Source organism: Limnoraphis robusta BA-68 BA1 (genome assembly GCF_034932365.1).
GTDB classification, from domain to species: domain Bacteria; phylum Cyanobacteriota; class Cyanobacteriia; order Cyanobacteriales; family Microcoleaceae; genus Capilliphycus; species Capilliphycus robustus.
Map to the genome: position 1 here is coordinate 1 of NZ_JAYGHR010000007.1, position 25,915 is coordinate 25,915.

At 42.0% G+C, this 25,915-nt stretch carries 25 protein-coding genes; 8 read left to right on the plus strand and 17 right to left on the minus strand.

Annotated features, from left to right (window positions below; genetic code table 11):
* Positions 1–298, plus strand: a 298-nt coding sequence (locus VB836_RS05100) for a hypothetical protein (RefSeq protein ID WP_323218311.1), incomplete at its 5' end; no start/stop codon positions are given.
* 87 nt (positions 299–385) lie between these two features.
* On the opposite strand, the gene VB836_RS05105 is transcribed toward VB836_RS05100, so the two are convergent.
* Positions 386–2,545 (minus strand): recombinase family protein, encoded by a 2,160-nt coding sequence (locus VB836_RS05105; RefSeq protein WP_323218312.1) that lies wholly within the window; start codon positions 2,543–2,545, stop codon positions 386–388.
* Positions 2,546–2,622: 77 nt separating this feature from the next.
* Here VB836_RS05105 and VB836_RS05110 point away from each other — a divergent pair, with 77 nt between their 5' ends.
* Positions 2,623–4,044, plus strand: a complete 1,422-nt coding sequence (locus tag VB836_RS05110) for a proton extrusion protein PcxA (protein WP_323218416.1) — start codon at positions 2,623–2,625, stop codon at positions 4,042–4,044.
* Positions 4,045–4,340: 296 nt separating this feature from the next.
* Here the strand turns inward: VB836_RS05110 and VB836_RS05115 are convergent, their stop codons facing one another.
* The 8 genes from VB836_RS05115 to bcp all read right to left on the minus strand — a co-directional run bounded on the left by VB836_RS05115 (position 4,341) and on the right by bcp (position 11,917).
* Positions 4,341–4,832: a BON domain-containing protein gene (locus VB836_RS05115; protein WP_323218313.1), complete on the minus strand. Its 492-nt coding sequence runs from the start codon at positions 4,830–4,832 to the stop codon at positions 4,341–4,343.
* Between the two features lie 123 nt (positions 4,833–4,955).
* Positions 4,956–6,365: a hypothetical protein gene (locus VB836_RS05120; RefSeq protein WP_323218314.1), complete on the minus strand. Its 1,410-nt coding sequence runs from the start codon at positions 6,363–6,365 to the stop codon at positions 4,956–4,958.
* Positions 6,366–6,593: 228 nt separating this feature from the next.
* Positions 6,594–7,199, minus strand: a complete 606-nt coding sequence (gene hpsU / locus VB836_RS05125) for a hormogonium polysaccharide biosynthesis acetyltransferase HpsU (RefSeq protein ID WP_323218315.1) — start codon at positions 7,197–7,199, stop codon at positions 6,594–6,596.
* Between the two features lie 50 nt (positions 7,200–7,249).
* The gene (locus VB836_RS05130; protein WP_046280756.1) at positions 7,250–8,206 is read right to left on the minus strand and encodes a glycosyltransferase family 2 protein; all 957 of its coding nucleotides are present in this window, start codon (positions 8,204–8,206) and stop codon (positions 7,250–7,252) included.
* A gap of 221 nt (positions 8,207–8,427) precedes the next feature.
* On the minus strand, positions 8,428–9,564 hold the full coding sequence (locus tag VB836_RS05135; protein WP_323218316.1) for an RNA-guided endonuclease InsQ/TnpB family protein: 1,137 nt from the start codon (positions 9,562–9,564) through the stop codon (positions 8,428–8,430).
* A 331-nt stretch (positions 9,565–9,895) separates the two neighbouring features.
* Complete coding sequence (locus VB836_RS05140; RefSeq protein WP_323218317.1) at positions 9,896–10,723, minus strand: alpha/beta hydrolase; 828 nt, start codon at positions 10,721–10,723, stop codon at positions 9,896–9,898.
* A gap of 249 nt (positions 10,724–10,972) precedes the next feature.
* On the minus strand, positions 10,973–11,440 hold the full coding sequence (locus tag VB836_RS05145; protein ID WP_046277266.1) for an NUDIX hydrolase: 468 nt from the start codon (positions 11,438–11,440) through the stop codon (positions 10,973–10,975).
* 12 nt (positions 11,441–11,452) lie between these two features.
* Positions 11,453–11,917: a thioredoxin-dependent thiol peroxidase gene (gene bcp, locus VB836_RS05150; RefSeq protein ID WP_323218318.1), complete on the minus strand. Its 465-nt coding sequence runs from the start codon at positions 11,915–11,917 to the stop codon at positions 11,453–11,455.
* 160 nt (positions 11,918–12,077) lie between these two features.
* Between bcp and VB836_RS05155 the strand changes: the two genes are divergently transcribed.
* Positions 12,078–13,511, plus strand: coding sequence for a sensor histidine kinase (locus tag VB836_RS05155; RefSeq protein WP_323218319.1), 1,434 nt, complete (start codon positions 12,078–12,080; stop codon positions 13,509–13,511).
* A gap of 123 nt (positions 13,512–13,634) precedes the next feature.
* Here VB836_RS05155 and VB836_RS05160 read toward each other — a convergent pair whose 3' ends face one another.
* Entirely contained in the window at positions 13,635–13,967 is a 333-nt protein-coding gene (locus VB836_RS05160; protein WP_323218320.1) for a hypothetical protein, read from the minus strand.
* 204 nt (positions 13,968–14,171) lie between these two features.
* On the opposite strand from VB836_RS05160, the gene VB836_RS05165 reads away from it, so the two are divergent.
* Together VB836_RS05165 and VB836_RS05170 are read left to right on the plus strand one after the other, a co-directional pair.
* Entirely contained in the window at positions 14,172–14,777 is a 606-nt protein-coding gene (locus VB836_RS05165) for a hypothetical protein (RefSeq protein WP_323218321.1), read from the plus strand.
* Between the two features lie 271 nt (positions 14,778–15,048).
* Complete coding sequence (locus tag VB836_RS05170; protein ID WP_323218322.1) at positions 15,049–16,755, plus strand: sensor histidine kinase; 1,707 nt, start codon at positions 15,049–15,051, stop codon at positions 16,753–16,755.
* Here VB836_RS05170 and VB836_RS05175 read toward each other — a convergent pair.
* The 3 genes from VB836_RS05175 to hisG form a co-directional block, all read right to left on the minus strand.
* Positions 16,752–17,705 (minus strand): MDR/zinc-dependent alcohol dehydrogenase-like family protein, encoded by a 954-nt coding sequence (locus VB836_RS05175; protein WP_323218324.1) that lies wholly within the window; start codon positions 17,703–17,705, stop codon positions 16,752–16,754. The two genes, VB836_RS05170 and VB836_RS05175, sit on opposite strands and share 4 nt — an antisense overlap.
* Positions 17,706–17,767: 62 nt before the next feature.
* The gene (locus tag VB836_RS05180; RefSeq protein WP_323218325.1) at positions 17,768–19,594 is read right to left on the minus strand and encodes an ABC transporter ATP-binding protein; all 1,827 of its coding nucleotides are present in this window, start codon (positions 19,592–19,594) and stop codon (positions 17,768–17,770) included.
* A 338-nt stretch (positions 19,595–19,932) separates the two neighbouring features.
* The gene (hisG, locus tag VB836_RS05185) at positions 19,933–20,577 is read right to left on the minus strand and encodes an ATP phosphoribosyltransferase (RefSeq protein WP_046277990.1); all 645 of its coding nucleotides are present in this window, start codon (positions 20,575–20,577) and stop codon (positions 19,933–19,935) included.
* A 123-nt stretch (positions 20,578–20,700) separates the two neighbouring features.
* Between hisG and VB836_RS05190 the strand changes: the two genes are divergently transcribed.
* Together VB836_RS05190 and rppA are read left to right on the plus strand one after the other, a co-directional pair.
* Positions 20,701–21,351 carry a glutathione S-transferase family protein gene (locus VB836_RS05190; RefSeq protein WP_323218327.1) on the plus strand — a complete coding sequence of 217 codons (651 nt, stop codon included), beginning with the start codon at positions 20,701–20,703 and terminating at the stop codon, positions 21,349–21,351.
* Between the two features lie 58 nt (positions 21,352–21,409).
* Positions 21,410–22,090, plus strand: a complete 681-nt coding sequence (gene rppA, locus VB836_RS05195) for a two-component system response regulator RppA (RefSeq protein ID WP_323218328.1) — start codon at positions 21,410–21,412, stop codon at positions 22,088–22,090.
* A 10-nt stretch (positions 22,091–22,100) separates the two neighbouring features.
* Here the strand turns inward: rppA and VB836_RS05200 are convergent, their stop codons facing one another.
* The 3 genes from VB836_RS05200 to VB836_RS05210 all read right to left on the minus strand — a co-directional run bounded on the left by VB836_RS05200 (position 22,101) and on the right by VB836_RS05210 (position 24,373).
* Entirely contained in the window at positions 22,101–22,832 is a 732-nt protein-coding gene (locus VB836_RS05200; RefSeq protein ID WP_323218329.1) for a class I SAM-dependent methyltransferase, read from the minus strand.
* A 154-nt stretch (positions 22,833–22,986) separates the two neighbouring features.
* Positions 22,987–23,418, minus strand: coding sequence for a DUF29 family protein (locus tag VB836_RS05205; RefSeq protein WP_323218330.1), 432 nt, complete (start codon positions 23,416–23,418; stop codon positions 22,987–22,989).
* 124 nt (positions 23,419–23,542) lie between these two features.
* Positions 23,543–24,373, minus strand: a complete 831-nt coding sequence (locus VB836_RS05210) for a metallophosphoesterase (RefSeq protein ID WP_323218331.1) — start codon at positions 24,371–24,373, stop codon at positions 23,543–23,545.
* A 163-nt stretch (positions 24,374–24,536) separates the two neighbouring features.
* On the opposite strand from VB836_RS05210, the gene VB836_RS05215 reads away from it, so the two are divergent.
* On the plus strand, positions 24,537–25,118 hold the full coding sequence (locus VB836_RS05215; protein WP_323218332.1) for a thioredoxin family protein: 582 nt from the start codon (positions 24,537–24,539) through the stop codon (positions 25,116–25,118).
* Positions 25,119–25,187: 69 nt separating this feature from the next.
* Here VB836_RS05215 and VB836_RS05220 read toward each other — a convergent pair whose 3' ends face one another.
* The gene (locus VB836_RS05220; RefSeq protein WP_323218333.1) at positions 25,188–25,709 is read right to left on the minus strand and encodes a DinB family protein; all 522 of its coding nucleotides are present in this window, start codon (positions 25,707–25,709) and stop codon (positions 25,188–25,190) included.
* Positions 25,710–25,915 lie beyond the last annotated feature (206 nt).

The following is a 25,915-nucleotide window of genomic DNA, read 5'->3' on the forward strand; positions in this document are numbered from 1 at the left end:
GCCATCTCTAACCCAACGCCTTGCCCTAGATGCTTTGGTAGGCATCGCTGGTGAGCCATCGGGATTGAGAACGGGTAGACGCTTGTTAAACATTGGAGATAATCCAGTTAACTGTACTTGTTGGATTCCCAACTACACCTCGCCCATTCTTTGCCGCGATTCCCAACAACTGGTTGGGTCAAACAGGGAATCCTTGCTGGTGTGGCACAAGGAAGTGTGTAACGTCAAAGAACTCAGTGGGCTATTCAGCTTGCTCACTGCTTGGAGTCCAGTGTTTCTCCGCAAGCTCCCGTTATAATCTTCGATTTAACGGGAGAAGCTGACCGACAATCCTCAATTCTTACATGGTCTCCAGTATTCCCCATTCAGTCTATGAAAGCATCAACTAGATTGATGTTACACAAGCATGAATCAGAGGTAAAAGGGGGCCGAGTTGTTCTTGACCATTAACGGCAAGTTCACTATGACACAAGTACAAGCGATCGCTAACTCGACTCAATAAATCTAGCAGAATCCGACGCAATCGAAGATCATCTGCTTTCATCTGATCTTCGGCTGTCCAAGGGTTTCCAAGCCATTCTCGCAAAAATAAAGGGGAACCCCACAGGCTACTCGCTCCCCCACTTAGCCACAACGGCGACGCCACATCCAGCCAAAAATGACAACGATGGGACTGACGGTTGGCGCGATATTGGAAAATCGTCGCCAGAGTAACAGCCCGCTTAGAAATCACCGACTTCACCGGGTAGGGGTTCGCACTGACAACCCCCCGTCGCAACAGTTGAATAAACGAACCCACTGCTTCGCTATTCGCCTCTGATGTAAGGCTTTGATGGAGTCGTCTGTCTACTTCCCAGTAGTGCATCGCCGTTTCCATCAACTCTCGCAAAACCGCTAATTGATCCGAAGGTAGGGACTGGGTAGAGAGAAAAAATCGTTGAATAGCGCGATCAATTAGCGAAACGGGGTTTAGAATGAGGCGTTGTTGGTATTGTTGACGTTGTTGCTCGATCCACTGCAAAATCTGATTGTAGGTTTGAGTGGCTTGATATCCCAATCGATCCCAACGGGGAAAGGCTGTCACTTCTAGCAACGTTGGATCTTGGGGATGAGGACGGAAACAGTAATCAGCCAGTAAACCCGCTCTTACAGGGTCAATGGTAAATAAGCTTTGGGGTGTCAACTCTTCCGTCTCATTAGAGCCACCTGTGCGCGTCTCTACACGGCTCAAAACCACTAACATTTCGGCGATCGCTTCTCGTTCTACCAAACGGCCATTACCGGGATAAATCAGGGCGATCAGGGTGAGTAGCGATCGCACCAAAGGAGAACTCAACAGGGGACGTTGTTCTTGTAGCGACTCAACAGCGATTCCCTCATGGCTCAAAATTTCTCGTAGGGTATACCGAGCGATCGCATCTAAACCTGGCCCGATAACGGCGATCTCTTGGGGTTGAACCTGTTGGGTTTTGACGACATCAATGATCACTTCGGCGGTGCGTCGGAGTAAATCAGCCCGAGACTGGGTTTTAATGGAACAAACATCCGATAAAGCGATTGAGAGTTCAGCCAGTCCGATACTACTGTCGATCACGCCGTTGATCATCGGTTCTATAAGCTGGGGGGCTAGACCTGATGGCAAGTCTAAGGCTTCGATGCGACAACGATGTTGTAACTTAGCCAAATCGTTCGGATCGGCACCCAAACCTAAGCGAATTGATCCGGTGGGGTTAAAGGTAAATGCTCCCATTTTTCCGCTTTCTAAGAGAAACTCAAACAGATGGCGCATGATGGCGGGATATTCATCGAGATCATCAGCAAAAACCATCTGATAGCGACGAATCAGGTGTTGTTGATAGGTGGGATGACTCAACAAATTCCAGTAGAGTTCTGTAACAATGCTGTAGGTGAGAAATCCCCGATCCAGACACCAATTTCGCCAACGCACCAGCAACTGACCCATACAGGAATACAGCGAATCGGATTCCTCTGACGAATCAAATCCCTGTGCTAAAATTCGAGGAATTTCTTCGACAGATTGACCGCTCATCGCCGCCAGTTGCATCAGATCGAGGGTTTGACGCACGATCCGATCGCGGCTGATTCCTGCTCGGGCGAGTAGGCCTGCTTCGAGTTCTTGACTCCAAAGAGAGGTTGCAAGTTCCTGTTCGGTTTCGGGGCGTAGTCTAACCGGAAATTGGGCTTTGAGGTTTAACGACTGCACCAGTAACGGCCAGAATAAGGTGACTTCATCCTCAAATAAACCCAACGGTGTTGTTGAGTGAAACGCATATTGTCCGGGGCGGGTTTTCCAGATGCGATCCACGAGATCTAGTCGGTTATCGCTGTTGGCGGCTAATATTAATGTGGTCGCTCTCTGAGGTTGTGTTCGTTGCGGCGACCTGGGAAATGAATTGAGGGGTAAAGATGATTTGATGGGATCACGGTTCGGGTGGTTGATACTCCAATCATAAAACTGCTCAATCAAGCGGGTGGTTTTCCCACTGCGAGTTCCTCCTGTTATCCACACAGACAAAGCAGCCACAATTCTACGAATAAATTTGTTAAGATACCCAACACATTAGCACGTTCTCCCTCGACTCAACATTCCCTACATTTATGATGAAGACCTCGACTTGGACTCAAATTAGACAAGCATTGCGTGGTGCCAATCGCTGGTTTAAAAATACACCAGACCGGGCTTTAGAACAAGCCTATGATGCCGCTTTAAGGATCAAGGCGATTGAAAATGAGCATTTTCAGGGTGGAAAAATTACGAAAGATTCGGCGGAATATAGCGATCGCGTCTGGTCTTATTTTAATTCTGAGCTAAAAAGATGTTTAACCATTATTCAAACTCGTTTGGCTGAGTTTAATACCAGTCGTTCGGTTATCGATCTGTCTGAATCTTTAGCGTTTCGGAATCTGAATGGATCAACCTCCAGGCATTTTTCGGCTGATGATGATTTGACTCAAATGAGTTATGTTTCTCAGGTTTGTCAAAAATTAGATTGTATTGATACGGTTATGAGTCGGTATTTTCCCCAGAAGCCGAAAAGTCAACCTTTCAATCAACCTGTTGAATCGATTTCTTTAGTTGCTGTTAAAAACAACTCTAAGTCTGAATCTACCGTTCCTTCAGATGAAGAAAATGCTCCTATTCTCAATCGGGATTCCGATTCAAGGAACTTTTCAAATTCCTACAATTCTGAGAAAAAGTCTTTACCTGAAGAACTCAAAACAGGTTCAGAAATGAGTTTTTTACCTCGCTCTCTCCTGCGAACGATTGGCCGAATTCAGCGCGAGTTAAATCCAGAATCTGAAGAAGAAGTTATTAAAAATTATCGCAAATCTAAAGTTAAAACCATTATTTCAGTTAGATTTATTTTACTGCTCATTTTAGTTCCCCTTTTGACTCAACAACTGGCGAAGAATTTTGTAGTTGGGCCGATTGTAGATGCTCTTATTACTCCCGAAGAAAATACACAAATTTTTTTGAATATGGATTTTGAAGAAGAAGCTTTTATGGAGTTACATCGTTATAAAGAACGACTAGAATTTGATCATCTGATTGGTTTAACGCCCCTGCTAGAACCTGAACAAATCGAAGAAAAGGTTCAAGAAAAAGCCCTAGAAATTGCTGAGGAGTATCGCTCCCTCGGAACAGGCGCGATTAAAAATGTATTCGCAGATTTATTATCGATTATAACCTTTGGAATTATTATTTATACCAACAAAAGAGATGTAGAAATTCTCAAATCATTTTTAGGCGATCTCATCTATGGTTTAAGTGATAGTGCGAAAGCTTTTATTATTATCTTGTTAACTGATATGTTCGTTGGATTTCACTCTCCTCATGGATGGGAAGTCATTCTCGAAAGCATCTCTCGACATTTTGGACTCCCGGAAAATCGAGATTTTAACTTTCTGTTTATTGCAACCTTTCCTGTGATTCTTGATGCCGTTTTTAAATATTGGATTTTCCGTTATCTAAACCGCAGTTCACCTTCAGCCGTTTCAACGTACAAAACAATGAATGAATAGTATAGCACTACGCCGACACGGTTAGGACATTAGTAAAAGCGAAAAGTTGGCGGTGTCGGTTTCCGTCCCGCCAAACTTTTTAAGAAGCTGAAAATCTTTTCTAGTCTGACTTTTGCCTTTTGCCTTTTGCCACATGAGCTGCGCGTAGCGCTATAACTTTTTTCGGGTTATCGCTAACGGTATTAATATAATTAATACCACGAAGACACAAAGACACAAAGATTGTGGGAAACAGAAGTTTGTTCCTCTTTGTGTCTCGGTGTCTAGCGTGGTTTTTCTTTGTTATAGAATCAGCCTTAGTTCTGCGTGTTGTCGTTATCTTCCTCGGGTTGAGCCGGAGCAACAACCGCCTGATTATCAACAGACTCAACCCCTTTAATTTCTAATGCTAAAGGTTCAACTCGATCAAGTTGTTCTTGAGTGGGAACGGTTCCTGATACTTTAATGGTTGCATTTTCGGCTTCAACGACTAACTGACTCGCCGGTAAATTGGCTTCTAATTTACTGCGAACTTCGCTAGCAATATCATCACTATCTCGGTTTTCAGCAGCCCCGTCATTAAAGGCATTATTACGCTCTTCTCTGGCTCGAATATCAGAATTGAGCTGTTCTCTACGAACTTCACTTTGAGCGTCTTCTTGAGCGTCTTGTACCTGTTCTGCGGTGGGAACTTCGGGAGGCTGTTCAACGGTATTCGGTGCATCTGCACTGGTTTTCGCATTATCACCACAACCAACCGCACCTAAGAGCAGAACACTACCTAACAAAAAAGAAGTTAATTTTTTCATGGTCTTTTTTAAATTTATATGAGAAATAAAGGTCAAAAAACCGAAAACACATCAGGGAGTTCTAAGCAGCAATCTTGCCTTGTATTTACGGTTTTCCGAACGATCATTGCTCCCTGTTATTGTCTAAAATTTGCGATCGCGATTGTCAACAATCTTGACTTTGGGATCGCGATTAATAACCTCAGCCCGTTCAGGCTCAATATTTTTTAAGGGTCGATTCACGGCTGTCGAATCATAGATTTCAAACTGTTGAATTCCTTGAGTCTGGAGAATCGGTTGAACTCGACGAATGTCATTCTCAGTACCGTTGACAATCACTAAATAGTGACCTTGGCTAACGTGATCATGATAACGCTTGGCTCGATCCTCAAAAACCCCTAAACTGGCATAATTATCCACCCGCTCCATGCGGTTAACTCCCGGAAGCCGCTCCATCGGGCTGGAGTCGTGAGCAACGACGGAAACCTGATTCATCGGGAAATCTGCATTTTTGAGTTCGGTTAAGGCGTATTCAACCTCGCGACGGTTGGAAAAGTGACCAATTCCATGCTTGTGATGGGCGAATACTAAATCGTTTCGGTTGACTGTCGGAGCAACAGGAATGTATTTCTGCTCGCCTTCTGCGCGTTTAAACATCACCCATTCTTGAATTCCTCGACGGTTTAGTAAGGTTTCTGCACTGTGGAGTTCTTCGGGAGTTCCTTCAACGATTACCAGATGTTCGCCTCGCTCAAAGCGATCTTGGAAGAAACGGTTGCGATCGCCCAGAAATCCAAAAAATCCGTTATCAAAGCGATTATGAACGGTAAAATTATGACGGTTGGGGTGATGGTCGTAGTCCCGCGCGACTACATAGACTTGGTTGGGGGGAAAACCCATCTTGATCAGTTCATCGAGGGCTGTCTCTGCATCACGCCGATGGGGAAACACACCAATTGCACGCTGATAATACAGATTATCATCGGTTCTCGGACGAGTTTCAGAGGCAGGAATGTCAAACACACCCCAATTTTCAATCCCGCGACGGTGTAACAAGGTTTCGGCGCGATGAATTTCATCCTCAGTCCCGTCAATGATCACGAGGTAATTTCCCAGAGAGACTCGTTCGTTATAGGTTTTGGCTTCTTCTTCGGGGACTCCTAAACCAATCAGTGCGCCAATTAATCCGCCTGTAGCCGCTCCGATGGCTGTTCCGGCGAGGGTTGTTGCAATGGCGGTGGCAATTTCACCCGCTAGCATAATTGGCCCGATTCCTGGGATGGCTAATGCCCCTAGACCGACTAATAAACCGGTTAGACCGCCTAACGCCCCGCCGGTTAGCGCCCCGGTTGTCGCGCCGTCGTCGGCTTTGTTGCCAACATGATCACGAACTTCTGTTTCTCCAATTTTGTCGGGTCTATCGGAGTCTCGCGCAATTACGGAGACTTGATTCATTGGAAAGTTATTTTCTCTTAATTCGGTCAGGGCGCTTTCTGTTTCTCGGCGACCCGGAAAAATACCGACTGCTCTTTTATTTCTTGGTCTTAAAGCCATTTGCTTGCTTTCCTCCCTCATGGGAATTTTAGTAATTTATTTCAACGCCTTTTTAGCAGTTGTTACTACTAATGTATTGGAGGAAAACTTGATTTACATCTATCTAAATAGACAAAAATATTTCCCATTGTGTATATCTTTTGATAGACTATGAGAAATTTCATTGAAATCTAATTTTGTTCAGAAAATGATCACTTCTTATTTTTGATCAACTTTAAAAACTTTAACTTAGGGTTCTTTCTGGGCTTCCCAATCCCTTTTGACCTCAACTTGACGGGCATAACGAGGACGACAAGGGGTTCCCATACAGACTTGACCAGGGGGCATATCGCTAAAAACACTACTACGAGCGGCTATAACAGCGTTTGAACCAATCACGACGCTGGGGCCAACAAAACAGTCTGCTGCCACCCAAGCCCCATCTTCTACGGTAATGGGAGCGGTTTTCAGCCCAAACGTGGGGTCTGTAATCTCGTGACTTCCGGTACAAAGATAACTTTTTTGGGAAATTACGCAGTGTTGACCAATATTAATCTCATCTAAACTATAAAGTACAACATCATCCCCAATCCAGCTATAATTGCCTATTGTTACTTTCCAGGGATAGGTAATACGAGCGGTCGGACGGATCAGAACCCCTTTCCCTATTTTAGCACCAAATTGTCTTAATATCCAACAGCGAATTCCACTCAAAGAATGCAAGGTTAGGGGAAAAGTAACCGCTTGAACAAACCACCAAAATAAGATAAACCAACCGGGTCTTCCTCTGTCAAAATCTGATTGGTCATATTGACGTAAATCAACCCAGGATTTTGTTTGTTGAGTGTCTCTCATAAATCAATTATTCAGTGCAGAGACGTTGTTGGGAACGCCTCTACAGGTAACTATTTCTGTACAGCTTGCGGAACCGAGGGAACAGAATTTGATTGTTCAGCAGATGGTTTACTGACGTTTAAATGACCCCCAAATGTCCGCAATTCATACAATTTTACGCCGATTTGATATTCATATTGACTGAGTAAACGACCATAAATATAACCAGCTCGACCATCTAAAAAACCCAGTCTCAGGATATAAAATAAGACAAATCTAAGAAAGGGTTTAAACGGAAGTCTCACCCAAACTTTTTTCAAGAATCGCTTGCGTTGAACCGCATCTCCAAACAAATTCGCACCAATCGTATCGCTTTCATCTTGTCCGGTTAAAATGTTATAATAGACGCGAGCTTCCCAGTTAGAATAACGGTTGTGTCGAGCAATCCAGTGGAACATATCACGAAAGTCTTCATGGAGCATATCATTTTTTAGATAGCCAACTTTCTGGGAACCAGACATTACAACGTGTTCGTGAACTTCGTTATCTCCGGTATTGCGAACCCCTTCGGTTTTGAGGTTTTCATAGCGACCCTGTTTGTACTTAAATAAACGCAGGTTCCAGTCGGGATATTTGCCCCCGTGACGAATCCAAGCGCCTAAAAAGAAAACCCGCCGATTCAGATAATAACCGCAATATTCGGGATTTTGAATCACCATCGCGATTTCATCCCAAAGTTCAGAAGGAATTCGTTCGTCACAGTCTACAATTAACACCCATTCATGACGAAAGGGAAGATTTTCTAAGGACCAATTTTTCTTTTTCGGCCAATTTCCGTTAAAATAAAATTGTATGACTTTTGCACCGTGACTTTCGGAAATTTCAACAGTGCGATCTTCACTTTGAGAGTCTACCACAAAGATTTCATCAGCTCTAGCAACACTCGCCAAACAAGCAGGCAGGTTTTCCTCTTCGTTTTTGGCAGGAATGAGAACCGAAACCGGAATCTTAGATGCAGTTGAGGTCATAGCGAGAAGTTTCCAGTAGTAGTTTTGCAACAAATAATCAATGTTAGATGCGCGTCCAAAGCATCAAAAATCTTTGGCACTAGAGAATAGTAGAGGATACATCCAGAGAACATCAGATTAAATCTACCCCCCTTCACTCTAACCTTTCCCTACTTGCCTTGCCCAACAATCAACCTCAGCTATCTGCTTTATAAAACTGATATAACGCGGTACAAACCGTGTTAACGTTTACTTCCTGCATCACCCCGGACTGTCGGCAGTACCCGGTCAGACAGGCTTTTTACCGAGAAGCCCTCGGCATAATGTAATAAATTCAGACTCGCATTCAAATCACGGTCAATACTTACACTGCAAACCTGACAATTGAAAACCCGTTCTTTGAGTGGCATTTCTTGAATGTGACCGCAACTTGAACAGGTTTTAGTTGACGGATAAAATCTGTCAGCAAAAACTACTACTGAGCCGTACCACTCGGACTTATACTCGACTTGGCGGCGAATTTCATAAAGAGCAGAATCGGCAATAGCACCCGCTAATTTATGATTTTTCATCATCCCAGAAACATTCAAGTCTTCTAACCCGATGACTGCGTGGTTTTTGCATAGCCATGAGGTCAATTTATGAATTGTATCTTTTCGGATGTTAGCCACTCTTTGATATGCTTTTGCGAGTTTCAGTCTAGCTTTATTCCTGTTATTTGAACCCTTCTGTTTTCTAGAGAGTTCGCGCTGAAGTTTTGCCAGATTTTTTTGAGCTTTTTTGTGGGCTGCTGGGTTAACAAAAACAGTACCATCTGAACAGGTCGCCAATGCCTTAACTCCAACATCAACACCCAGATAAACTCTTGATTTTACAGTCGGTTCTGGCTCAAATTCGTAGGCTACAGAGATATACCAAGAATCGGCGACTCGACTAATTGTAACTCGTTTAGTCTGAATTTCGGGAAGGGGTTCGTAAGTGTTAACCCATCCAATAAAAGGAAGCTTCAATCTCCTCCCTGAAAACCTCATTACTTGGCCACAATTATCAATCGTAAAGCTATCATTTCTGCCTTTTTTCTTGAACTTAGGATGTTTGGCAATGCCTTGAAAAAAGCGACTGAAAGCTTCCCCTAAGTGCATGAAAGCAAATTGATAAACTCTAGAACTTAGCGTTGACTGCCAGGGATAGTTTGGCTTAATGTGATTGGTGTAGAACTTTTTTAGCTTATTCGCAGAAGGTTTTAAACCCTGTTTGTAAGCTTCATTCCACATCGCTAATGCCCAATTCCAGACCCATCTAGAATATCCCGCGTGTTTAGCCATTAAGGTTTTTTGACGGTTATTAAGTTTGAGTTGGGTCTTGAAGGCTCGTTGCATAGATGTATTCTGTTATCTTACAGATAGTACCGTGTTGTACCATAAATTGTCAACTAAGTTACTGATCCCCTATTTTGTTGATCAACTCGACCACTCGATACAAACTTAAAGGTCAGGAGTTGCTCAACTTAGCGTGAGAATGGATCAGGGTGTAACTCAATTTTTAAGTACCTAGAGATCAATTAAATAAACAGCTCTGTGTTAAGAACGATTAACAGGCGCTCAAACCCCTTTCTGTTCCCTGTTAGAGCGGGTTGATTAATGTTGTTTGTGGGAAGATATAAACCTTGCTGAAACCCGCCCCTAGACTGTTCACTGTTGCCTATTCGAGCTAAACTAAATTGAGATAACCTGCAATAAATTCTCGAATATATTGTGCCACCACATCGGGAAGTTCTTGGGGTAAATTCTCACCGCCCGGTTTGACAACCTGTAAATTTGCCATTGGTGCGAGAACAGAATAAGATTCACTCATCGATAATGAAATGGGTTGGTCGTGAGTTCCTTGTAAAATTAGGGCAGGCGCTCTCAATACAGATAAACGTTCATCGAGCAATTCTGAGCGATACTCCGCCCAACGTCGCTTAAATAGAAGTCGAGAAGCACCCACAAAATTCAGCATTTGTTGTCGATGTTGTAGAGTTTGTTTGACTTTTTTCCCCTGTCCTACCAATTTGGCAAACGGATAAATCAGTTTTAAAAGCAAGTATAATGGAGCCGGCCGATGAGCTAACCAGCGCCGCCAACGCCAACGTCCTTCTTGATAACTCGCCTTTACACCTTCAGGAGAAATCAGCACTAAACGCCTGACTCGTTCGGGATATTTCAGGGCAAAACTAGCCGCTATCCACCCCCCCAAAGAGTGACCCACTAAACAAACATCGTCTAACTTCAGGATGTTTAGATATTCAGCTAAACTGTCTACAATTAAATCAATAGAGTAATGAATATTGGGAGAATCTGATTCCCCGCAGCCGAATAAATCTGGTGCAAAACAACGATATTCGCCACACAAATACTCAAAGACAGGCAACCATTGACTGCCATCATGCCACGCTCCATGTAAGAATACAAGGTTAAGACCTGATTGACCCATTTCACGCCAGAACATTTGACCCTGAGACAATTTGACACGAGAATGATGAATCTGTTCAAACATCGCTACAATTTCATTTAATCAGTTTAATGAACAGGAAATTTCAATCCGTCTGTTGGTGTTTATAACCGAAAAAATTATGAGAAGCTAGAGGAATAAAGCATCCCTAGAATTAATCGGGTTGTCTTTTCTCCTCTAACTCTTTCTCTCCTCTAGTCGGGTTGCTAAGTTTTGTTCATTTTTAGCAAACTTTCAAATCGATGTAAATTAGGATAAACTGAGTAGGATTCAAAAAGAGATCATCTGATCAGGTTACGCTAATGTGGTGCGACCTTCCAAGTAATCTTGTATTTGGCGATCATAGTCATGGCTAAGGTTATCTTTGGGTATTGACTCACGACTAAAGGCTTTGACTTCACTAATTTCTAGTTGATCTAAAATTTGAATTGTACCTTGAACTTCAGCTTCAACTAAAATACAGATTGAATGTAGTCTCGAATCGCGATCAGGTGCAGAATAAACCCCAACCAAGCGACCGATTTTCACTAATTCTAGTCCAGTTTCCTCGGCGAGTTCCCGTCTCATGGCGGTGGGAATGTCTTCGCCCCAGTCTACCATGCCTCCCGGTAAAGCCCATTTGCCGTTATCACGACGTCGAACCAGAATAATTTGGCCATTCGGCAAAATAGGGACAATACTCACGCCTGTGACTGGATGACGAAAGATAATCCCTAATACGGTTTGTCCGAACTGCCATAACCGTTTGACAGATTCTACCAATGCCTATAACCTCTAATCTGGGGTAAACAGTTTGAGAACTTCCGCCGGATGATCGGCTGGCTTGACTTTACGATAAATCGTCATAATCTTACCGTCTGCATCAATGACAAATGTATGACGATAGACACCCATAAACTCTCGACCCATAAACTTTTTTAACCCATAACTCCCATAAAGGCTAGCAACTTTTCCCCCTTCGTCAGACAATAAGGGAAAGGGAAGCTGATGTTTTGTGGTAAATTTTGTATGAGATTTAGCATCATCTGTACTCACACCCAATACCCCAATATTTTGAGAGCGGTATTCAGCATACAGATCGCGAAAACCACAAGCTTCTTTGGTACATCCGGGAGTATGATCACGGGGATAGAAATACAACACTAGAGGTTGTCCGCGAAAATCACTTAAACTCACCGCATTTCCTTGGGCATCCGGTAATGTAAACTCAGGAGCTAGATCGCCAGGGTTAAGAGTCATTGGACGTGAGAGTTTTAGGATAAGATTGTTGTGTTAGCACTCATATTATGTCTGATCGAGGCTTTTTCTTCCAAATCCGGAAATATTAATTCCGCCTCGGGCTTAAACCTCAACTCAGTTTCGTTTGATTGTCAAGGATTTTAGAAAGAGTGCAAGATCAATGTTTCAAGCAACTCGTCGTCGTTTGGCAATTTGGTATACCAGTGTTACCGCCGTTTTGTTATTATTATTTGTCTGTGGCTTCTTTTTGTATTTTCGCAATACTTTGATTGAACGTATTGATGATACGCTGAATCATGTGGTGGAAGTGATTGAGCGATCGCTGGTGATTGAATCGGTTTTCCCAACGGAAAGGGAAATGTCAACTTACGGTGAGTTTCAGGTCAATATTGAAGCCAGTTTCCGCAACAATGCTCACGCCACAGATGATGATCGGATCGATATTGAATGGTTTAGCCCAACCGGGGAGTTATTATGGTCTACCCTGTCAGAACCGTTAAATCTTCCCCTTCATTTCAATCGTAGTGGGGAAACAGTTCATATCCCTAAGCCGACTCAAGCTGAGACTATTTTACTCCGACAAGTCACCGATCGCATTGAAATTGGTCGTCAGGTGTTGGGATATCTGCGAATTAGTCATCCTTGGTTTGAAGTGACAAAACCGACTCATCAGTTAATGATTGATTTGACGCTGGGTGCGATCGCGGCGATTATCTCAGCAGGGGGGATGGGTTGGTTTTTGTCGGGTTTGGCGATCGCTCCGGTGAGAGAATCCTATCAACGCTTAAAACAGTTTACCGCAGATGCGTCTCACGAACTGCGTAGTCCGATCGCCACTATTCAAACCAACGTTCAGGTGAGTTTAGCCGAACCGGATCTCAACCCGAATGAACGTCAACAACTGCAAGTGATCGAACGTTTAACCCGTCGTTTAGGGCGTTTGGTGGATGATTTGCTGTTTCTCGCCCGTAGTGATAGCGGAATTGTGCAATCTCAGTTTGTTGCGGTTCCCCTCGATGCGGTGTTGATGGAAGTGGTCGAAGAACAAAATGCGATCGCTTTGGCTAAAAAAATTCGCCTGAAGCTGGATTTAGTCGATCCGCCACTGCCTGAAGTTGAAACGTCTGATCCGGACAGCTCTAACCGTTCTGCTAGTTTAGAAGATTATTTTACCTTGACGGGGGATTGGGATCAACTGGTGCGTTTGTTTACCAATTTAGTGGATAATGCCATACAACATACCCCAGAAGGGGGTGAAGTCAGGGTTCAACTGCAATGGACTCCCAAAGGAAAGCGTCTGTCCCTGAGTAAAGGAACCGAATCTGGAGAAAAACCGAGTTCTCAATTTGAGCGACTTCAAGTTCTGGTCAGCGATACCGGAATGGGAATTCCCCCTGAAGCTTTACCTCAGATTTTTGATCGCTTTTATCGGGTTGATCCGTCTCGCAGTCATCGCCGCAATCAAGGATCGGGACTGGGACTGGCGATCGCTCAAGCGATTGTTCAAAATCATCAGGGTCAAATTCGGATTGATAGTGAAGTTAACCAGGGAACGACCGTTACTGTTATTTTACCTGTTCATCGGGGGGAATGACAGTTTACAGTTATCAGTGACCAGTTATCAGTTTACAGTTATCAGTGACCAGTTATCAGTGAATATTGATAACGGGTAAGGGTAATTCATGAATTACCCCTACAACGCGGGTAACGGTAAAAACTACACGCTAACTCCCTGACACTGAGGACAGCTACAACCGGAGAAGGTGTTGTTGTCTGTGTGAGAGTCGGTTTGAGTGATCAAGGGGTTGAGGTTGGAATTTGTCGAATTCATCCAATATTGACTCAACTCACCGGACATCTGGTTCAGACTGACAGAGGGAGTTAATAACTTCTGAGGTTCAACCGATGTGGAGTTGGGGCTGGGGATGAATTGAGCGATCAAGCGAGGGGACTGTTGAGAACCCAGCAACGCCTGTGCGATCGCTACCACAGAAGCCAGCAAAATGGAGAATGTTAAAGTCAGAATACGGGGGAGTTTTAGAAGTTTCATAATGGAGATAACAATTGCAACGGGTCTGTTGATCGTTTTCTTTTCCCAGGATAGCTTCTCAAGAGGCTCAGTAGAAACAACCCAAAAGCTGAATTTTTGATATCTCTACTCAAGCAGCATCCAAGCGAGTAAGCTGATATCTTTAAACTGGATAACATCTCATCTGATTTTTGTTGATTCAGATTACAAGGGGAGCATATCTAAATGATTCGATTCAATCGGTCTTCTCAAAGTTCCGCCCAATTTTGGGGTCTGTTGTGTGGCAGTCTGTTAATCGGGTTTAGCGCGATCGCTCAAGCGGGTGGGCCACCTGTACGACAAGGAAAACCTGCGGTTGTTGAACCTGCGGGTAAACCTGCCGTGTCTGAGGAAGAGGAAGAAGAAGCACAAGCCACACCTGCGGCACCTGCGGCGACTCCAACCCAACGGCTACAAGATGAACCCCAAGGAGAGCAACCTCGAACTTCTGAACCGCCGCCTCGATTTCCTGAACCCAGTGCGATTCTTTCGTTGAATGGTCGTCAGTCTGTAACGATGAGACTGATTAACGTCTCGGATGCGATTGTAACCTATCAAGTGATCGAGGGAACTGGAGAACGAACTTTGGGCCAAAGATCCCAGGTCGAACTTCAAGGATTACCCATTCCGCTTAATCTAACTTACCGTCGTCAGGATGGTGGACTGTTGTTGGTTGTTCCCAAGGCTGTGGAACCGGGTGTACTTGAAGTTCGCTTTGAACCGACAGGAAGTTTCTTTCTGGATACTAAATCCCTGAATATTACGGGGACTGGTTCGGTATTTTTGAACTAAATTGCTGACTTTTATCTGATTGGTCGAATGTAATTTTAGAGAGTTTATCTCTAGTTAGAACAAGCTCCTCACCTTTTTTCTTAAACTCACCGTTTAGAAACCCTCTGATTTGGATTTTCCAGGGTTAACTTCTACAATTAAAATTTAAACAGCCGTTGGATGTTACTCAGTCTCTTAGTTCTTGGGGAAGTCGGATGTTCTCACCGTCTGAGTTTTCCCGATTTTTTTTGACGTCTGTGTTGTTGGCTCTGCAAAAATCCGCACTCACTTTATGGATAATATCACAGCATCTAAAACCCGTCAGAGTAAACCGTTTTGGAATCGATTAAAACAAACGAGCATTGTTAACAAAATTTACGGGGGCTATGGGATTTCTCTGGGAATTGCCGTGCTAGGAGTATTAGTCGGTTTAGGATTGGGGAATCACTACCATCAAACGGCAAAAGAACAACTGAGAACGGCTCGGATTCAAGGTTCATTGTTAGCCAAATTGCAACTCATAGCGATTGAGTTTAGACCGGAAAAAGAATTTCTTCCTATTTTACAGGATGAGCGTCAATTTCGCAAGGCGGAAGCGGATTTTGAGGCTCGAATCAAGCAAGTTCAAACCCTACTTTATAAACTTAAAGAGACAACCCCATCGGATACGATGACGTCAATGCAGCCTTTTCTACAAGTCTATGAACAGGTAGTAGATGACTACGCTCAACGTCAGCGAATGATTCTAAGTTTACTGGCTCCCGACAAATGGGAACAAGCTGATCTTTCCCGCACTGAACGACAAATTAATCGCTTTTTGAATAGTCCGCCTGCTGTTAAGTTTAGTCGCTATTCTAATGAACTCAAAATCCTCATCGAAGCCTCAGAAAAACAAATCGAACAAGCCGAACAAGCATTAGTAAAAGCAGATCGATTTAGAACTTTAGTCATATTAGGCAGTTTATTACTTTCAGTTGTAATTGCGACAATTTTAGCCTATTATACCGCTCGAACGATTGCTCGTCCTATTCAAAAAGTGACTGAAGTTGCACAAAGGGTAACAAAGACAGAAGACTTTGATTTACGAGTGCCGATTAACAGTAGCGATGAGGTGAGTTTATTGGCGGTTTCTATCAATCAATTAATTGAATGGGTTGAACAGTATACTCGTGAATTAAAGGAAGCTCAAACTCACTTGATTCAAACTGAAAAAATGTCGAGTTTGGGTCAAATGGTAGCGGGAATTGCCCATGAAATCAACAATCCAATTGGTTTTATTCAGGGGAATTTGAGTCCGATTGAATCCTACGTGGAGGAATTATTAACAATCATCGATATTTTTCGACAACATTGTTCTTATCTTCCCCCAGAACTCATTAGTTATATTGAAGAAAGTGATATCGATTTTATTAGCAAAGATTTCCCGAAGTTATTACAATCGATGCGAATAGGAACCGATAGAATTTGTGAAATTGTTCTGTCTTTACGCAATTTTTCTCGCTTAGATGAAGCTCAGGTTAAAGCTTGTGATTTGCATGAAGGATTAGAGAGTACATTGTTACTTTTAAATCATCGTTTAACTTCTCAAGTTGAAGTCGTTAGAAAGTATGGTAATATTCCTGATGTTGCTTGTCATCCAGCTCAAATCAATCAAGTATTTATGAATATTCTCAGTAATGCAATTGATGCGTTATTGGAGCGAGAAGATCAAGTTCATAAAAAAATTTTGATTGTCACAGAAAGCCAATATGAGCAAGTGTTGATTAGAATTTCTGATAATGGCGGCGGAATTCCACCGGAGATTTTAGGAAAACTATTTGATCCGTTTTTTACCACTAAACCCGTCGGAAAAGGAACAGGTTTAGGTTTGGCTATTTCTTATAAAATTATTGAAAAACATCAAGGAAAAATTCAGGTTCATTCTTCAGGCGGAGAGGGAACCGAATTTATCATTACTCTACCCATTCAAAGTTCTATTGACAGCGAAATACAGGGTTAACTCATCTCTAATAATACCTTCATTACGCCTTTTTGTTGAGCATGGTTGAACGCTTCCAAGCCTTCACTAAGGGGATAACGGGCTTGAATGAGTGACTCTACATCAATTTTATTTTCAGCTAGTAATTCTAACGCAGGCGCAAAGGGGCCACAACGGGAACCTATCAAAGTAATTTCATCGACAACTAACGCCGACGCATCAAAGGTTAACTTTCCAGCATAGGTACTTTTTAAGACTAAAATTCCCCGAGGACGTAAGGCTTGATGGGCGAGTTCAAAGCCGCTTGGGTTTCCCGTACATTCAACTGCAATATCAAAAGATTTGGGCTTGACTACATCAGAAAACCCGGTTTTTATTCCTCGTTTTTCTAAGTTTTCTAACTTCTCCCGATGACGACCAACGGCTAATAAATCACAACCTGTTAAGGCTAAAGTTTGAGCAATTAATTGTCCTAATTTTCCATCTCCGACGACTAAAACTCTGTCAGTGGGTTGGATAGATATTTGTTGCTGAATTTCCAACGCAGCCGCTACGGGTTCGGTAAATGTCGCCGCATCTGTGGGAACATTTTCGGGGACTAAATGCAGGTTTTTTAAGGGTAAGGTGAGATAATCAGCAAAGGCACCATTACGGTTCACAATGCCTAAAACCGTGCGATTTTCACAGTGCGTGGGTTGTCCTGTTTTACAAAACCAACATTCTCCACAACTGGCGTTAATTTCGCCGACGACTCGTTGATTGATGAATTCTTCTGGCCCTTGTTCAATAATTCCTACAAATTCGTGACCTAAAATGCCCGTGTAAGGGTAGTAACCGCGAATTAATTCTAAATCTGTATTGCAAATTCCCGCTTTTAAAACCCGCACTCTCACCTCATCTTTTGGCAGTTGAGGCACGGGAATATTATCGCGAAATTGCAGTTGTTTGTTTTCCAGCCAAAGTCCTCTCATGGGGTGTTTTTATCTCAACAGTATTATTATGACAGTTTAGGGAAAAAATAGCAAATGTTATCCTAACTTCCTAACATTTGTAACTTGTACAAACGAGCGTATACGCCATTTTGTTCAATTAATTCTTCGTGACTGCCAAATTCGACTAATTTACCTTTTTTCATCACCAAAATTTTGTCTACATTTTTAATCGTGGAAAGACGGTGAGCGATAATGATAGCGGTGCGGTTTTCGAGCAATCTTTCTAAGGCTTCTTGAATTAACGCTTCTGTCATCACATCTAAGTTGGCTGTGGCTTCATCGAGAACTAATATTTTCGGGTTGCGAATGGCGACTCTGGCAAAAGCGAGTAACTGTTTTTGACCACTTGAAAGGTTAGTTCCTCGTTCTCGAAGTTCGGTATCATAACCTTGGGGTAATTTTTCAATAAAGGAGGCGATATTGGTTTTTTCGGCTGCGGTTCTAATTTCATCCATTGAATAGGTTTCACCCAAAGAAATGTTACTTTTGACATCTCCTGCGAAGATAAAACCATCTTGCAAAATCACCCCAATATGACGACGAAGTTCAGCTTGACGTAAATTTTTAATGTCTATTCCATCAACTAAAATTCGTCCTTGCTTGGGTTCATACAAGCGACAAAGTAAACGAATCATTGAACTTTTTCCGGCGCCTGTTGGCCCGACTAAGGCGACTTTTTCACCGGGATTAATGGTAAAGTCAATATTTTTTAAAACATAATCATCGTCTTTGTAGGCAAAATAAACCTTTTCAAATTTAATTTGACCCGTCAATTTTCTTGAACTTGATGTAAAAGATTGAATATTTTCGGCTGAGGGATCGAGAATTTCGACGGATTCACTCAGGAGATTATTAATCCGTTCAATGGCTGTAAATCCGGCTTGAATTGCCGTAAATTTTTCGGCAAATTGTCGCAAGGGATCGAATAAACGTTGAGCAAAGAGAATGAAGGAAGAAAGCACACCAAAAGTTAGACTTCCTCCGATAAGTTGTTGTCCACCTAACCACAAAACTGCACCAATCGCAACCAGGGAAATCCATTCTAATGTCGCGGATACGGCTGAGTCATAGAAGATTGTTTTATCAACAGCTTTGATATAACGATTGTTGTTTGAACGAAACAGATCTGCATTAAATTGTTCCCGTCGAAAGATTTGAACAACGTTGATTCCGGTTAAATTTTCTTGCAATTTTGAGTTAAGATTAGAGAGTTCTTCTCGGGTTTTATAGTTAGCGATGCGATATTGTTGTTGAAAGTAAATAATGACTGCTGTTACGGGAAAAATCGACAAAACTAGCATTAATGCGAGTTTCCATTGTAGGGTAAACATAGTGATAGCAATCACGCCTATGGAGAAAACATCACTAATAATACCAATGGCTCCGGTTGAGAAAACATCCCCTAAAGCATCAACATCACTGGTGAGACGAGTAATTAATTTGCCGACAGGTGTACGGTCAAAAAAACGGACAGCTAATGAGGTAACATGATGAAATAAATCATTCCGAATATCGGCTGTGATTTTTTGTCCAACTTTCTGTACTAAGTAACCTTGTACCGCTTGTAAAAGGAAGCGTATTAGGATAGTGATCAACAATAACAAAGCGAGAAAATTTAATCCCTCAGACTGCGACATTGCATCGAGAAATTCGTAAGTCGGTTCACCCCGAATGAGTGAAATTGTTTGTCCGATGAGGATGGGTTGAATAGCGGTAGAGATAGAGAGGGGAACTAATAAAATCATAGAGACAGCGAGTGTTCCCTTGCTGCGTTTGGCGTATTCACTCAAGCGTAATAGGAGTTTCCAGTCTGTGTCCTGTTCAGGTTGATTTGGGCGGGTTTTGTTTGCTTTAAATAGGGTAGTCATTCAAAAAAGTCTGATATTGAGTGTTCATTGAATCGGTGAAGTCTTCTTAATGTAGCATTTTTAGCTAAAAATTTCCGTTTTCAGGAATTAATCTTAATTTAATCTTGATTTTAAGTAGCACAGGATGATAGAATAAGGGTAATTTTTGCAAGCGCTAATAGATAGATATTTTGAATAAATTTTGTAGGTAAACTTCCGTTAAAACTTTTTAACCCAGTCAGCCTAATCTTGGGAGAAGCCGAGCAATAATATTTGAATGGGACGACCGTCAGATCTTGAATATTTCAGTGTAAACGGTCGTCTTTAACGGTTGTTTTTAGAAAAATAATCGGTTCATTTTACACAGGGGCTAAGATTTGCGATCGGACTTTTTCAACTAACGTTTTTAATCCGCCTGTATTCACCCGATAACTCAAGGGATGAACAATTAACTGAGCGGTACTTTCAAACAAAACCTCTATTTCAATTAAACCATTTTGTTTTAACGTGCGACCTGTAGAGACTAAATCAACAATGGCTTCCGACATTCCGGTAATCGGCCCGAGTTCAACTGAACCATAAAGCGGTATAATCTCCACAGGAAGATCTAAACTCTCGAAATATTCACTCGCACAATGAACAAACTTAGAAGCAACTCGACTATGAAGCGGTAACTCAACCGGACTGCGAAAAGGACTCGATTCTTTAACAGCAACCGACATCCGACATTTACCAAATTTCAGGTCAACTAAACAAGCCACTTGAGATTTTTTCTCTCGCAAAACATCATAGCCGACAATTCCCAACTGAGCTTGACCATATTCAACATAAACCGGAACATCTTGCGCCCTAACCAGCAAAGCTTTAGCAGTATGAGTCGGGTCATCAATTTGCAATTGTCGGTTACTAGAATCGAGAAATGCGCTAAAATCTAATCCGACTTCTTGTAACAGTCGAATGCTATCTTCTAATAATGCGCCTTTGGGAAGTGCTACGGTAATCATATGGATTTGGGTGTAATTGAGCGGTGATCAATGGATGTCTATTTGTATTGTTGTCAACAATTTGGGTTCGATCAAAAATGACGAACAACAACTCACAACCATCTACATAATATTTACCAGATTATGAGCAAACTTACTCTGGTTATCGGAAACAAAAATTATTCTTCTTGGTCATTGCGGGTTTGGCTAACCCTGAAACAAGCGGGACTAGAATTTTTTGAAATTCGCATTCCCCTGGATAAAACAACCTCTCACAAAGATATTCGCCAATATTCTCCATCAGGGCGAGTTCCGGTTTTAATCGATGATGATTTAACCATTTGGGAATCTCTGGCAATTTGTGAATATATTGCTGAAAATTTCGCGCCCGATCTTTGGCCAAAAGATAGAAAAGCAAGGGCGGTTGCTCGTTCAGTTAGCCATGAAATGCACGCTAATTTTCTCAATTTACGCTATCAAATGCCGATGGACTGTCGTAGTCGCTACCCCGGCGAGGGAATGAAGCCAGAAGTCCAAGCAGATATTGATCGCGTCTGTACAATTTGGCGAGAATGTCGTCAAAAATATGGTCAAAATGGTGATCTACTTTTTGGGCAGTTTAGCATTGCTGATGCGATGTTTGCTCCGGTTGTTTCCCGGTTCGTTACCTATGACGTAAAGTTGGGGGAAATTGAACAAGCTTATGCTGATGCCATTTGGGCTTTACCGAATATTCACGAATGGGTAGAAGCTGCGGCTTTAGAGTCCGAACATTTGTATCGACTGCCTCAATAATAGACTTAATTTTTAGTTGGACTCCGGCTTAAATTCGATGAATTTCCAATCACAAACGATGCGAATTCTTCTTGTTGATGATGAAGTTGAACTCACCTTTCCTTTGAGTCGGGCATTAACCCGAGAAGGGTATACTGTAGATGTTGTACATGATGGCACGGCTGGCTATGATTTAGCGACTCAAAATCACTATGACTTGTTGATTTTGGATTGGATGTTACCGCATCAGTCTGGTATTGAGATCTGTCAACAATTGCGATCGCAAAATAACCAAATTCCGATTTTATTTCTAACGGCAAAAGATACTTTAAATGATCGTGTAGAAGGACTCGATGCCGGGGCTGATGATTATTTAGTTAAACCGTTTGAACTGCGAGAATTATTAGCGCGAGTCCGAGCCTTATTGCGACGTCCTCCGACTTTAGAATCGGCGGCTGCGACTTCTCGACTACAAGTTTGTGATCTAGAATTAGATATCGAAAATCAACTCGCTTATCGGGATGGACGAATTATTGAATTGTCAGAAAAAGAAAGTCAACTTCTTGAATATTTTATGCGTCATGCGGGCTTGTTACTCACTCATCAACAAATTTATCAATATTTATGGGCTGATTCTGATCAACCCAATAGTAACGTTTTGGCGGCTCAAATTCGACTGTTACGCCGAAAAATTGAACGTTCTAATGAGAGACAACTGATTCATACTGTTTATGGCAAAGGCTATCGTTTTGGAGAATAGAAACATTTATTTAGGGCTTAATTCCCCCAAATAACGCTAATTCTAATACTTTCATAAAACAATCAACATGAAGAAAACCCATCTCTCTTAACCACTGACATTGCAGTTCAACCGGGGCTAAAATATTGGCGTCTTTGTCAGGTCTGTTATAATAGTGTTGGGCTATTTCTTCTCTAGATTGATGATTTCCGCGTTGATGATGATAATCCAAAAGTGAATCAATAAACATCTCATTAAAGACCGATTCACCGAAATTAGAAGCAGATTGAATATGTTCTAAATTCAGAAAAACCCCGACCGGAGTCAATAAGTTGTAAATCTCTTGATAGATTTCTTGTTTACGAGAATCCGGTTGATGATGAATGGCAAAACCTGAAACAATTACATCAAATTCACCCACATCTTGAACTAAATTCACCCAACTCGATTGACCAAAATCTCCTAAGATAAACTCAACCTGATTTTGATGATTTGCAAGTTTATCTTGAACAGCCGAAATCATCGCTTCTGAGAAGTCCAAAAATACAACTTTTGCATCAGGATACTGAGTTAATATTGTCCGTCCTAATATCCCATCACCACAGCCTAAATCTAACACAGTGTTAACTTCAGACTGAGCCATTTGAATAATTCGCAATATCATCTCTAATTGTTGATTGGCGAGGGGAATTGCACCCCGAACCCCTTCTAAAAACGTTTGGGCGAGTTGGGCGGTTTTCCAAACTTCATCTGTTCTTGTCATGGTTGTAATTGACCTAATTTAACTAGGGGTTATTGAGGAACCAGAACAACTTGCTATGGCAAACATTCCATAGAGATATCTTACTGATTACAAATCCCCATTCTAATATTACCAGATTGCAAGGAATAAAGATTCGCAGTCAGTTGCGTCAGTCCTATATTTCTCGTTCCAGGATTAAATTCATTGCCTTTTTGATCATCTCCTCTCGTTGGACTAATTGGCTTAATTCTTCAGCTTCATATTTCCCTTCAAAAGCTTCTATCGCCGCTTTTTCCAATGCTAAATCATAAGCATCTTCTAGGGTTGCTGCTAATTCTTCTTCACTCATATAGGTTCCTTTGGCTTTCTGGCGAGAATTAGTGCGTTGAATTTGCTTGACACAATTGCGAATAGAAAGATTCCAAGACCTAGTTGTGCGGTTTTCAGCAGATTGCTTAATTAGGTGCAAAAGCAAAATCATGCCATAGCTAAATATTTTATTCAGTTTATCTGATTTGCTCATTTCTTCTAATTCTTCTACAATTAACAGAGCTTCTGTTATATTGCCTTGGTGTAGCAGTTCTTTGAGGGTAAGTAGTTCTTCCATTGGGTTAATTTTTCGAGTGGTACTGTAGTCTTTTTAAGAGTAAAACTGATAGTTCGTAGTTGCGATGCACGCGCAGGAGATCAGGGCTGTAGGCGCTTCGCCTTCTCGTAGAGTAGCCCAACAACTAAGAGCTTTTTAAAGTAAAAACGGTAACTTCGGGCGGACAATTCAATCGTCCCGGTGGATAAGTTCCTAAACCTCGATTTACATACAAACAATTTGACCCCACTTGATGCAATCCTGATGCCCATTCCCAATGTTTAAACATCCTCTTACAATTTGTTTTTAAGGGGATTAAAAACCTTAAAGGTTCTGGAAGTTGACATTGAACGTCTCGCATCAAACCCGGTAACGCCCCGAGGCCCGGAAGCACAACTTGACCGCCATGAGTATGACCCGATAATTGTAAATCAACACGCCATTTTTGCAGCAATTCCGCAGTATCAGGACTATGAGATAACACAATTCTGGGAGTCATTGGATCAACAGTATCCATCACCGAAGCGGGGTTAAACTGACCGGAATAAATATCAGGTAATCCTATTAATGCTAACCGATCTCCTAACGGATAAACAACTTGATTGGATAAGACTTGAATACCAATTTTTGTTAACGCTTCTGTGATCACCCTTTGCGAGTAACGATAATAATAATCATGGTTTCCCAAGACGGCATAAATTCCGGCTTGACTGCGTAACTGTTTGAGGTGCAAAACTAAGCGATGAATGGGTTGAGGATCATTGGTAACATAATCTCCCGTTAGCAGAATTAAATCAGGTTCAGCTTTGTTTGTTTCTGCGATCGCCTCCGCCAACAATTCATCCGATAGTTTAAACCCATCATAATGCAAATCACTTAACTGAGCGAGTCGAATTCCATCTAATGAAGCGGGAAGATTAGCAATTCCCAAAGTCAAATGTTCAACCCGAAGTGAACCCGTGAACAGCCTGTGCATGAATGTTAATATCAACTAAAGAAAGGCAAATTCTAGTCTAGCAGTCCGTTTGGCAAGCCCTCCAACCTGATTGAGATTTTATAGATTTGATTAATCTCCCCCTAATATCTGATAATAACAACAAGTTAGTTTGTTGGTGATTGTAATTAAGGAAAGTTTAACGATGGCTTTAACCACTTCTACCATGTTAGCACTGTCAACCCCTGCACCGGACTTTCAACTGCCGGATGTGACCACAGGCGAAATGATCTCTTTAGAGACTTTTGCCGACAAAAAAGCCTTGTTGGTGATGTTTATCTGTCGTCATTGTCCCTTTGTCAAACACGTTCAAAATGAACTGGCAAAGATTGGCAAAGATTATGTTTCCAAAGGGCTGGGTATTGTCGCAATTAGTGCTAATTCTGTACAAACTCATCCCGGTGATGCACCGGAACAGTTAAAGGAAATGGCGCAAGAATTAGGCTTTAATTTTCCCTATTGCTACGATGAAACTCAAGAGGTTGCAAAGAAATATACAGCCGCTTGTACACCGGATTTTTTTGTATTTGATAGCGATCGCCAATTGGTTTATCGAGGTCAATTGGATGAGAGTCGTCCGAGTAATGGTAAACCTGTGACGGGTCAAGATTTACGGGCGGCGCTGGATGCTGTTTTAGACAATCAAACCGTTAGCATGGATCAAGTACCCAGTGTAGGATGTAATATTAAATGGCATCCGGGTTCAGAACCGCAATATTTCGGTTAAATAAAAGTTTGTTAGACTGATACTACTCAAAACCTGGTTTCTTGAATAAACCGGGTTTTTCTATTGGTATTAACGGGGTTTTTCAACCGGATCAGGTCGTAAAATGCGGTGCATATCCAGACTGGGAGGTTTAACCGAGGTTTGAGTCAGCAGATCATGAATTTGTCCTCGGTGATGAGTTTGATGATTGAAAAAGTGAGTGATTAAAAGTTCGACTGGATCAACGTGAATATTACCCGCATTATTGCGATATTGAATATTTTGTGTGAGAAAATTCTCATCTAAATCTGCAAAAAAAGCCAGAATTTTCTGATCTTCGGCTTCTCGCACTTGACGCAATTCTAAGAAGTCCTCATAAAGAATCGCATTCAATCCGGTTGAGGGAATTTCTAGACCTTGAAAACGGGTCATCCAAATGCGATCGCCAATTAAAATATGATTAAGAGTACCGTGAATACTTTTAAAAAAAGCAGGTCTGATCTGCTGACGTTCATCATCACTCAATACAGCGCAAACTTCGTACAATTTCCGGTTAGCGAGGACGTTGTACTGAGCGATCATCTGAAAGTGGGAAATTAGAGGATGAGTCATCGGCTGGATTAGATTTTAAACGTTATATCGGAACATAAAGCATCTGAAAATTTCTCGATTCTTTTAATCCCTGTTGGGTGTGACCCATCTAACAGATTACCCTTGTTTGAGATCACGGGTTACTTCTGCTTGAAATCACTGATTTTAGCCAAGAAAATCACGAAAATAAACCCTGTATCATCACGAGTTATACTGAAGAAACATTT

Coding starts and splice junctions, on each gene's coding strand:
- VB836_RS05135 (WP_323218316.1), bottom strand. CDS start 9,564: ATGCAACGAGCCTTCAAGACCCAACTCAAACTTAATAACCGTCAAAAA.
- VB836_RS05165 (WP_323218321.1), top strand. CDS start 14,172: ATGATTCGATTCAATCGGTCTTCTCAAAGTTCCGCCCAATTTTGGGGT.
- VB836_RS05210 (WP_323218331.1), bottom strand. CDS start 24,373: ATGCACAGGCTGTTCACGGGTTCACTTCGGGTTGAACATTTGACTTTG.
- VB836_RS05175 (WP_323218324.1), bottom strand. CDS start 17,705: ATGAGAGGACTTTGGCTGGAAAACAAACAACTGCAATTTCGCGATAAT.
- VB836_RS05200 (WP_323218329.1), bottom strand. CDS start 22,832: ATGACAAGAACAGATGAAGTTTGGAAAACCGCCCAACTCGCCCAAACG.
- VB836_RS05205 (WP_323218330.1), bottom strand. CDS start 23,418: ATGGAAGAACTACTTACCCTCAAAGAACTGCTACACCAAGGCAATATA.
- VB836_RS05130 (WP_046280756.1), bottom strand. CDS start 8,206: ATGACCTCAACTGCATCTAAGATTCCGGTTTCGGTTCTCATTCCTGCC.
- VB836_RS05180 (WP_323218325.1), bottom strand. CDS start 19,594: ATGACTACCCTATTTAAAGCAAACAAAACCCGCCCAAATCAACCTGAA.
- bcp (WP_323218318.1), bottom strand. CDS start 11,917: ATGACTCTTAACCCTGGCGATCTAGCTCCTGAGTTTACATTACCGGAT.
- VB836_RS05220 (WP_323218333.1), bottom strand. CDS start 25,709: ATGACTCATCCTCTAATTTCCCACTTTCAGATGATCGCTCAGTACAAC.
- VB836_RS05170 (WP_323218322.1), top strand. CDS start 15,049: ATGGATAATATCACAGCATCTAAAACCCGTCAGAGTAAACCGTTTTGG.
- hpsU (WP_323218315.1), bottom strand. CDS start 7,199: ATGAGAGACACTCAACAAACAAAATCCTGGGTTGATTTACGTCAATAT.
- VB836_RS05155 (WP_323218319.1), top strand. CDS start 12,078: ATGTTTCAAGCAACTCGTCGTCGTTTGGCAATTTGGTATACCAGTGTT.
- rppA (WP_323218328.1), top strand. CDS start 21,410: ATGCGAATTCTTCTTGTTGATGATGAAGTTGAACTCACCTTTCCTTTG.
- VB836_RS05110 (WP_323218416.1), top strand. CDS start 2,623: ATGAAGACCTCGACTTGGACTCAAATTAGACAAGCATTGCGTGGTGCC.
- VB836_RS05115 (WP_323218313.1), bottom strand. CDS start 4,832: ATGAAAAAATTAACTTCTTTTTTGTTAGGTAGTGTTCTGCTCTTAGGT.
- hisG (WP_046277990.1), bottom strand. CDS start 20,577: ATGATTACCGTAGCACTTCCCAAAGGCGCATTATTAGAAGATAGCATT.
- VB836_RS05190 (WP_323218327.1), top strand. CDS start 20,701: ATGAGCAAACTTACTCTGGTTATCGGAAACAAAAATTATTCTTCTTGG.
- VB836_RS05140 (WP_323218317.1), bottom strand. CDS start 10,723: ATGTTTGAACAGATTCATCATTCTCGTGTCAAATTGTCTCAGGGTCAA.
- VB836_RS05120 (WP_323218314.1), bottom strand. CDS start 6,365: ATGGCTTTAAGACCAAGAAATAAAAGAGCAGTCGGTATTTTTCCGGGT.
- VB836_RS05215 (WP_323218332.1), top strand. CDS start 24,537: ATGGCTTTAACCACTTCTACCATGTTAGCACTGTCAACCCCTGCACCG.
- VB836_RS05160 (WP_323218320.1), bottom strand. CDS start 13,967: ATGAAACTTCTAAAACTCCCCCGTATTCTGACTTTAACATTCTCCATT.